Below are 8,782 nucleotides of genomic sequence, written 5' to 3'. Positions count from 1 at the left end.
CATTGGCCGCGAGCCCGACATAGGACGGCACCGCGGTCTCGGCGGCCCTGGTCTTCACCGTGCGGACCACGGCGGCGGCGATGTCCTCGGGGTCGACGGCGGGCAGGATGCCGTAGTCGATCCCGGAGCTGAGTTCGGTGCGCACCGCCGACGGGAGCACCGCGCTCACGCTGACCCCGGTCTCGTCCATCTCCAGCCGGGTCGCCGCGGTCAGCCCGACCACGGCGAACTTGCTGGCGTTGTAGACGGCCAGACCCTTGATCGGGAACTTGCCCGCCAGCGAGGCCACGTTCACGACGTGGCCGTAGCCGCGCTCGACCATGCCGGGCAAGGCGAGGCGCATGCCGTGGATGACGCCGTAGACATTGACGTCCATGGTGAGCTGGTCGATCCGGTCGGACTGGTCGAGGAACGCGCCGTTGGGCATCACGCCCGCGTTGTTCACCAGGACATCGAGCGGTGCGCCACGCCACTTCGCGGCCGCGGCGAGAAACGCCGCGTAGGAGTCCTTGTCGGTGACGTCGAGGACGTGACCCATGGCCCGGATGCCGAGTTCGTCGGCGGCCTGCACGGCCAGCCCCTCGTCGAGGTCACCGAGCGCGACGTAGGCGCCCTTGGCCGCGAAGGCAGCGGCGGTCGCGAGGCCGATGCCGCGTGCGGCGCCGGTGATCGCGACCAGCGCGCCGTCGAGGTCGATTCGTGGGTAACTCATGCCGGTACCGCCATCTCGTCGTCAGTGGTGATGGTGAAGTCGTCGGGGTCGAAGGCGCTGACCCGGCGGGTCAGCTCGCCGGTGGACCAGGGCCAGCTGAAACTGTTGCGGCCGTTGGCATCCAGGTAGTAGCTCTGGCAGCCGCCCGCGTTGTAGACGGTGCCCGCCAGCGCGGACTGCACCTGGTCGACATAGCGGGCCTGGACCTCCGGTCGCACATCCAGGATCGCCCACCCCTGCCGCCCCGCGCTCGCGATTGCCGAGACCAGGAAGTCGACCTGGGCCTCGAGAATCGCGAAGGCCGAGGAGTGGCCGGTGCCGAGGCTGGGGCCGAGCACGGTGAACGCGTTGGGGAAACCGGTGGTGACGGTGCCGAGGTAGGCCTCGGGCGAACCCTGCCAGTGCTCGGCCATGGTCCGGCCGTCGGCGCCGCGCACGATGTCGGCCAGCGGGGTGTCGAGGATGTGGAAGCCGGTGCCGAGGATGACGGCGTCGACCTCGGCGGTGCTGCCGTCGGCGCCGATGACGGTGTTGCCGCGGAACTCGGCGACGGCGGTAGCGTGCACATCGACGTTGTCCTTGGTCAGCGACTGGAGGTAGCTGTTGGAGAACAGGATTCGCTTGCAGCCGAGCAGGTAGTCGGGGGTGAGCTCGGCCCGCAGCTGCGGATCACGCACCACCGCGCGCAAATACGCCGAGCCGACCGACTGCACCGTCTGCATCAGCGGGCGCGGATTGCGGAACGCGACGCCGAGCCCTTCCATCAGCGTGTACTCCACCGAGCGTAATGCCTTGTGCGCGAACGGCACCCGGCGCATGAACCGCTTCTCGATGCCGGGCACCGGGTGGTCGAGCTTGGGCAGCACCCACTGCGCGGTCCGCTGGAACAGGTGCAGCGCGGCGACCTCCTTCTGGATCTCCGGCACGAACTGCACGGCCGACGCCCCGGTCCCCACCACGGCGACGCGCTTGCCGCGCAGGTCGTAGTCGTGGTTCCAGCGCGCGGAGTGGAACACCTCGCCGGGGAAATCGGCCAGGCCGGGGATCTCGGGGACTCGCGGCTCGTTCCAGGGTCCGGCGGCCGAGACGACGAACCGGGCGGTCAGCTCGCCGTCGCCGGTGTCGAGCCGCCAGAGCCGGTCGGTGTCGTCCCAGTGGGCACCGAGCACCTGCACACCGAAACGGGTGCGGTCGGCGAGCCCGGACTCGCGCGCCACCCGGTCGACATAGGCGAGGATCTCGGGCTGGGTCGCGAACAGCCGCGACCACTCGCTGTTGGGCGCGAAGGAGAACGAGTACAGGCCCGATGGCACGTCGCAGGCACAGCCGGGGTAGGTGTTGGCGCGCCAGGTGCCGCCGAAGGTCTCGGCCTTCTCGACGATCAGCACATCCTCGACACCGGCCTCGGCGAGCTTGATCGCGGCGCAGATGCCCGAGATGCCCGCACCGATCACGACCACTTCGTGGTGGCTCATACGATTTCTCCTTCGACGACAGACTCCCGGACCGCGTCGGCGACCCGGTGGGGGACGATGCGGCGGGCGGCGGCGATGGTGGCCTGCCGCCGGGCGGAATCCATGAAGTTGGGGCCCATCACCGCGAGTTCGGCGGGGCCGGGCTCGACCCGGATCACCCGGGTACCGGCGGCGCGCAGCAGCGCCACTTCGCGGTCGAGCCCCCGGGTCATCTGAGCGCGCAGCAGGCGTTCGACGCGGCTCAGGCCGGTGGCCGAAGCGCCACCCGCCGAGGTCATCGGCGCGATGACCACCACCTCGTCGAGGTACAGCGGGGCCAGCAGATCGGCCGACACCGAGGACACCGCACCGCCGTCGACGAAATCGCGTCCGTCGATCGAGACCGGCGGGAACCAGCCGGGGATCGCCCACGACGCGGCGATCGCCGAACCGAGATCGACATGCGGCGCGTCCTTCGAACCGAAGGCGACCCGCTCACCGGAGCTGGGGTCGGCGGCGACCAGCCAGGTGGCGGGATGGTCGACCCAGCCGCCGCGCGGGGCCAGCGCCCGGCCGAACGCGCGCAGCCAATTGGCGTCGCCACGACCCTTCGGCAGCAGCCCGGCCAGCGCGGTGTAGGCCGAACCGCTGCGCACACCAGCGCCGACGAGTCCGAGACCGGGCAGCCCGAGCGCGGGCAGCGGCGGCATCGCGCCGGGGTCGACGGCCACGTGGTGCGCGAGGACCGGGTCGGCGCCGGGCGCGCCGTCCAGGGCGGCGAGGAGATCGGCCGGGGTGCGCCCGGAGCCGAGCGCGGCGACGATCTCCGCACCCGCCGAGGTGCCGATCAGCACGTAGGCGGTGCGGACATCCCAGTCGAGAGCGCGCTCGACGGCGTCGAGGGCGACGGCGGTCCAGGCGAAGCCGAGCAGACCGCCGCACCCGATGGCGAGGCCACGTCGTGTAGTCATAATTCGGATACTAACGGTATTTGAGTTCCAGCGGTACCCCAGTCTTGCTACACTTCGGTTGTGGCCCGAATGACGCGCAAGGAGTCGCACGCACTCACCCGCGAGCGTTTGGTGGAAACCGCCAAGCGCCTGTTCCTGGCCGACGGCTACAACGTGACCTCACTGGAGAAGGTGGCCGCCGAGGCCGGCTTCTCCAAGGGCGCCGTCTACTCGAACTTCGCCACCAAGCACGAACTCGGCCTGGCCGTGATCGATGTGGTGCACGTGGAACGTGCCCAGTCCCTCGCCGACGCGGTGCTGCCGCACGACACGATGGCCCAGCGGATCGAGGGCTTCGCCCGCTGGGCCGACCAGAACATCGGCGACGTCGGCTGGACGGCACTGGAGGTCGAGTTCGCGACCAGCACCCGGCACATGCCCGAGGTCCGCACCGAACTGGCCGCACGCCGGCGCTCGATGACCACGGTGCTGGCTTCCCTGATCCAGGTACAGGCCGACGAGATGGGCTTCGATCTGCCGATCTCGGCCGAAGACGCCGCGCTGCAACTACTCTCGCTCGGCATCGGCCTCGGCGTGCAGCGCGCGATCGACCCCGAGATGCCGGTCAGCGCGCTCGTCGATCAGCTGCGCGGCCTGCTCGATTCCGTGCGGACGGGCTAATTCGCCTGGTCTCGGGGTCGAGCGACTTCACCCGGCCGGCGTACTCGCCGGCACGCGCAAGGCTGTGCCCGTCGGCTCGGCTGAGACCATCGGCAGCGAAGTCCTGCTGACGCGGCGGCCATCGAGCTGGAGTGGGCACCGTGCCGGTGGGGCTGCCCTCCGCCGGGCGCGCTGGGACCAACGGGCGGGATCGGACCAGCGCGCGGGATCGCCAGCCGAACGATCGGGGTCAGGCCGCCAACAGCACGGCATTCGGGGCGACGAAGGTCTGCACCGGGGCGGGCTGGACCTGAGTACCGATGCGCCGGTCGCCACCGATGACGACCGCGCGAGCCGCGGCAGGGCGGCGCATGGACTCGGCGACCTGGGCGACGAGGTCGCTCAGCGATGTGCCGAGAGCGCCCGCGAGCGCCGCGATCATCTCACTCGACGGCTCCTTGCGGCCGCGCTCGACCTCGGACAGGTACTGCGGGGAGATCCCCGCGCGTCCCGCGGTGTCGACGAGGGTGGAGCGCTGCTCGAGGCGCAGGGCGCGCAGGCGATCACCGAGGGCCTCACGCCACAGCGGTTCGGGACGCCCTTCGCCGCGTCCGCCCGGAATCACCCGCAACTCGTTGTGTTCGCCCATGCTCCGAGCGTAGGGATGCCGGTGCCGACACACCCGGTTCTTCTGCTCTCGGCGTAACCCGGCTCAGCGGGTGATGCCGAAGCGGGTGTCCACCCAGCCGAGCGCGTCGGCGAACGAGGCCGCGACGATGCCGCTGTGGTCGACGTCGTCGTACTTGCGGTAGTCGACGGACTGGCCGTGCAATTGCTGCTCGGCCACCATTGCGTCGGTCGACTTCAGCGGAACGGTCATGTCGGAGCGGCCCTGCAGTACCAATACCGGCGCGGTGAACCGCAATCCGCTGGGATCGTTGTCGTCGAGTACGCGCAGCAGACCGGACAGGTCGCCGTCCTTGGTGAACACGTCCTTCGCGGACAGCCCACCCCACTTGCCGCGATCCCGCAGCGCCGCGGTGCATTCGGAGTCCGCGAACGGCAGCATCGAGACCGCGCGCTCGGTGAGGAACCGGGCCGGGTCGACATCGGTGACGGTCTGCGCGCCGCGCACGAGCAGCGGAACGTACAGCGAGATGTCACCGGTGCCGAGCTTGCCGAGCGGGTTCGACACCGTCCACTTCGCCATCCGCACCTGCTCCCCCAGGTGCGACGCGGGAGCCAGCGCGACGGCGCCGAGTAGTTCCGCGCCCGGCGCCCACGCGGCGGCCGCGCCCGCGGCGAACAGGGCGGCGTGACCACCCTGCGAATGCCCCATCGCCACCCAGCGCGAACCCACGGACTTGTCGACTTCGCGTGCGGCCGTGGCGAAATCGCTCACCGCCCGCTGTTCGGTCTCGCCGATCAGGTAGCCGTGATTACCCGGCGTGCCGAGTCCCTGATAGTCGGTCCTGGCCACCGCGTAACCCTTGGCGACCCAGCGCGCCTGGTCGTCCTTGCCCGGCGAGGATCCCTCGGTGCGCGAGGGCGCGCACGCATCGGCGACGCCGTTGGTGCCCGGCGCCCAGGAGATCAACGGCCAACCGCCCGCGGGTGGTGTCCCCTCCGGGACGGCGAGCGTGCCCGACACCGCGACGGGCTTGCCCTGCGCGTCGACGGACCGGTAGAGCACCAGATAATTGCGTGCCCCCGGCACCGCCTGCGACCCGGTCAGCGGTTGGCTCCGGATCACCGAACCATGCTGTCCCGGAATAGCTTCCGAGGGCGGCGAGTAGAAGCCGGCCCGCGGTGCGCCCGCGACCTCGGCCACGCCCGGCGTGTCCCCGGCGCAGGCCGAGGCCGACAATGCCAGGCAGGCCACCGCGGCCGCCGTGATCACCCGAGCGATACCTGTCTGCATGTTCCCCCCGCTACACCGACGGCCGACACACCCGGCCGATAAACCGCCGACCAGATTACGCGACGCCGCCGGAACGGCTGGGCGCCCCACGACGCCCAGCCGCCGGACTCAGCGCAGCACCCGCCCGAGGAAGTCGCGGATCAGCGCCGCGATCTCGGGTCCGTGCGTCTCCAACGCGAAGTGGCCCGCGTCGAGCAGATGCAGTTCGGCATCGGGCAGATCGCGCAGGTAGGCGCGGGCACCGTCGGCGCCGAAGATCTCGTCGTGCTCACCCCAGGTGATCAGCGTGGGCGGGCGGTGCTCGGCGAAGTACTTCTGGAATTCCGGGTAGCCGTCGAGATTGTTCTTGTAGTCGAAGAACAGCTGCAGCTGGATCTCCTTGTTGCCGGGGCGGTCCAGGTAGGCCTGGTCGAGGGTCCACGTGTCCGGGCTGATCAGCGCGAGCCGGTCGGCCGGAACACCGTGCGTGTACTGCCATGTCGTTGCGTCGAGTTCGAGCAGCTTGCGCACCTCGGGCTCGTGGGTGACACGATCGTTCGCGTGCGCGAACAGCACCTCCCAGAACGGGGTGAAGCCTTCGAGGTAGGCGTTGCCGCTCTGGGTGATGAGCGCGCTGACCCGCTCGGGGTTGCGCGAGGCGATGCGCAGGCCGATGGGCGCGCCGTAATCCTGGATGTAGAGCGCGAATCGGTCGATGCCGAGGGTGTCGAGCAGTTCCAGGGTGATCTCGGTGAGCTTCTCGAAGCTGTAGTCGAATTCGTCGACCCGCGGCATGGCCGACTGACCGAAGCCGACGTGATCGGGCGCGATCACGTGGAAATCCTCGGCCAGCGCCGGGATCAGATTGCGGAACATGGCCGAGCTGGACGGGAAGCCGTGCAGCAGAACCACAGCCGGGGCATTCGGGTCGCCCGCCTCCCGGTAGAAGACGGTCTGACCCTGGATCTGGACGGTGTTGTGGCGGGTCTGGCTCATGATGGATCTCTCTTTCCTCTTCATACGGTGACCGGTTCGCGACGGCGAACCGGGGTGATCAGGAGGGCGGCGGCGACGGTGAAGACCAAGCCGAGGGCGAAGTAGCCGCGGTAGCTGTCGGTGAGGGCGTGCACGACGGTGGCCATGCCGAGGCCGGTGGCGGCGGCGAGCTGGTGGATCACCCAGGCAGGCGCCAGCGTGCGACCCATCCGGGCGGGGTCGAGACCGCGCGACAGGATCGCCATCGTCAGCGGGATGACCGGGAACGACGCGACACCGAACAGCACGGCCACCACGACCAGCACCTCCGGCCCCGGCACGAACACCGCGGGCAGCAGCGCGGCCAGGCGCACCGAATACAGCACCCGCAGCAGGGTTTCCGGCGGGTACCGCCGCAGCAGCCGCACCAGCGCCGCCGAGGTCACCCCGGCCGTCAGTGCCGCCAAGGCGACCAGCCTGCCCGCACCCGCCACCGACCAGCCCTGCTCCACGGCGTGTTTCGGCAACATCAGCACGACGACGTACAGGGTCGCCGCGTGTAACCCGAAGGACACCAGCACTTTCCACCGGTCGGCCAGCGACTCACCCGCACCAGGGACCGTCGCCGCCCGCTCATCGTCGGGCAGCAGCAGCCACAGCACCGCGGTGGCTGCCAGCCCGATCGCGCCGAGCAGCGCGAAGGTGCCGCGCACGCCGACCGGATCGAACAGCGCCGTGGCCGCCCACGGCGTGATCAGCTGCCCCAGATTGATACCGATCGCGGCCCTGGCCATGGCTGGCCCCGCCTGCGCACCGTGCGCCCGCCCGAGCAGGGTGGTCACCGTGAGCGTGGACGAGGAGGCGAAGCCGAGTCCGCCTAGCACCATGTAGGCGGCGACGAACTGCCAGGTCTCGGTGACCGTGGCCAGCACCAGGTAGCTGCCCGAGATCAGGGTGAGGCCGCCGATCAGCACGGGTTTGGGTCCGAGCAGGTCGAGCAACCTGCCGATCCCCTGCTGCGCCAGGCCGGTGACCATCGTGCCGAGTGCGGCGGCCACGGCCAGCGCGGTCGCCGAGACGCCGTAGGCCGCGGCGGTGGGCGCGAAGAACACGCCCATGGTGAAGTTCAGGCCGAACGACACGGTCATCGCCGCCAGCCCGGCCCAGGCAAGGTGCTCACGCCGCATGCCCGTCACATCCTAACTCTCTAAATAGTTTTTAACGGTTAAACCTGGACAGCAGTCGGCGACATTCCGCCACCACGGCAGTCAGTCGCGCACGGAATCGGTTCGTAGCCGGGCGATCTCGCCCTCCAGTTCGGCGATCCGATCGCGCAGGACCTGCATCGCCTCGGCGACCGCGGCCCGCGGGTACAGCGACGGAATGTGCTGGCGGCAGTTCCAGTCGAACGCCTCGACCTCGATCAATACCGCCCGCTCGACCTGTGCGCCGTAGCCGTCGACCACCAGCGAGGCGAGGAGTTCCTGGTCCTCGGCGGCCTCGAGCACCCGCGCCCGCCCGAAGATCTTCATCCGCGACTGCGCGGCGTAGTCCATCAGGAACAGCGAGACCCGGTCGTCGTGATCGAGATTGCCGCGACTGATGTACTGCTTGTTGCCGCGGAAGTCGGCGAACCCCAGCGTGTGCGCGTCGAGCACCTTCAGGAATCCCGGTGCGCCGCCGCGATGCTGGATGTACGGCCAGCCGGTCTCACCGACCGTCGCCAGATAGAAACTGTCGCGCTCGCCGATGAACCAGGCCTCGTCGGGCCCGATCCGATCAGCCACCTCGGGCACCTGCGCCATCCGCTCATAGCTGCGCAGACTCCCGTGGACGCGCTGATGCTCGCGCACCAGCGGAGTGAAAGCGACCTGCGCGTAGTGCCCGGTCACGACTGCCCCTTCGCGTGATTGCCCATGACTCGTTCCCTCGTGATGATTCCATCGATCTAACTGGTAATCAACAGTTGAAAGGTTAGAGAGGTCGATTTGATTCCCGGTTCGGGAAAAAACTTCGGGGCGAAGGGCTAGAAACACGAACGGGGGCCTGGAACCCCGCTCGGGAAACGCCCCCCGGGATGTGAAGGGCGATCGCGCGGCACGCCCCGGCCCCACACCGCCCGGCGGGGTTA

9 protein-coding genes are annotated in these 8,782 nt (G+C 69.7%); 1 reads left to right on the top strand and 8 read right to left on the bottom strand.

The features are described from left to right. The 3 genes from ACFWPJ_RS02740 to ACFWPJ_RS02730 all read right to left on the bottom strand — a co-directional run. On the bottom strand, positions 1 to 712 hold a 712-nt coding region (locus ACFWPJ_RS02740), incomplete at its 3' end, for an SDR family NAD(P)-dependent oxidoreductase (protein ID WP_378846243.1). Then, the gene (locus ACFWPJ_RS02735) at positions 709 to 2,187 is read right to left on the bottom strand and encodes a flavin-containing monooxygenase (RefSeq protein ID WP_378846240.1); all 1,479 of its coding nucleotides are present in this window, start codon (positions 2,185 to 2,187) and stop codon (positions 709 to 711) included. The genes ACFWPJ_RS02740 and ACFWPJ_RS02735, both read right to left, overlap by 4 nt. After that, positions 2,184 to 3,137, bottom strand: coding sequence for a patatin-like phospholipase family protein (locus ACFWPJ_RS02730; RefSeq protein WP_378846238.1), 954 nt, complete (start codon positions 3,135 to 3,137; stop codon positions 2,184 to 2,186). The genes ACFWPJ_RS02735 and ACFWPJ_RS02730 overlap by 4 nt, the downstream gene beginning before the upstream one ends. 69 nt (positions 3,138 to 3,206) lie before the next feature. Here ACFWPJ_RS02730 and ACFWPJ_RS02725 point away from each other — a divergent pair, with 69 nt between their 5' ends. Beyond that, entirely contained in the window at positions 3,207 to 3,797 is a 591-nt protein-coding gene (locus ACFWPJ_RS02725) for a TetR/AcrR family transcriptional regulator (protein ID WP_378846248.1), read from the top strand. 229 nt (positions 3,798 to 4,026) lie between these two features. Here the strand turns inward: ACFWPJ_RS02725 and ACFWPJ_RS02720 are convergent, their stop codons facing one another. The 5 genes from ACFWPJ_RS02720 to ACFWPJ_RS02700 all read right to left on the bottom strand — a co-directional run bounded on the left by ACFWPJ_RS02720 (position 4,027) and on the right by ACFWPJ_RS02700 (position 8,543). Beyond that, entirely contained in the window at positions 4,027 to 4,425 is a 399-nt protein-coding gene (locus ACFWPJ_RS02720; protein WP_378846237.1) for a helix-turn-helix domain-containing protein, read from the bottom strand. A 63-nt stretch (positions 4,426 to 4,488) separates the two neighbouring features. After that, positions 4,489 to 5,697: an alpha/beta hydrolase family protein gene (locus ACFWPJ_RS02715; RefSeq protein WP_378846235.1), complete on the bottom strand. Its 1,209-nt coding sequence runs from the start codon at positions 5,695 to 5,697 to the stop codon at positions 4,489 to 4,491. 108 nt (positions 5,698 to 5,805) lie between these two features. Further along, positions 5,806 to 6,672 (bottom strand): alpha/beta fold hydrolase, encoded by an 867-nt coding sequence (locus ACFWPJ_RS02710; protein WP_378846232.1) that lies wholly within the window; start codon positions 6,670 to 6,672, stop codon positions 5,806 to 5,808. Between the two features lie 20 nt (positions 6,673 to 6,692). Further along, positions 6,693 to 7,838, bottom strand: a complete 1,146-nt coding sequence (locus ACFWPJ_RS02705) for an MFS transporter (protein WP_378846229.1) — start codon at positions 7,836 to 7,838, stop codon at positions 6,693 to 6,695. 81 nt (positions 7,839 to 7,919) lie between these two features. After that, positions 7,920 to 8,543 (bottom strand): pyridoxamine 5'-phosphate oxidase family protein, encoded by a 624-nt coding sequence (locus ACFWPJ_RS02700; RefSeq protein ID WP_378846227.1) that lies wholly within the window; start codon positions 8,541 to 8,543, stop codon positions 7,920 to 7,922. Between the last annotated feature and the right edge of the window lie 239 nt (positions 8,544 to 8,782).

The organism is Nocardia sp. NPDC058497 (genome assembly GCF_042720195.1).
GTDB lineage: Bacteria > Actinomycetota > Actinomycetes > Mycobacteriales > Mycobacteriaceae > Nocardia.
Note: the sequence above shows the minus strand (reverse complement) of the source record. Positions and strands in the feature narration are given on the sequence as shown.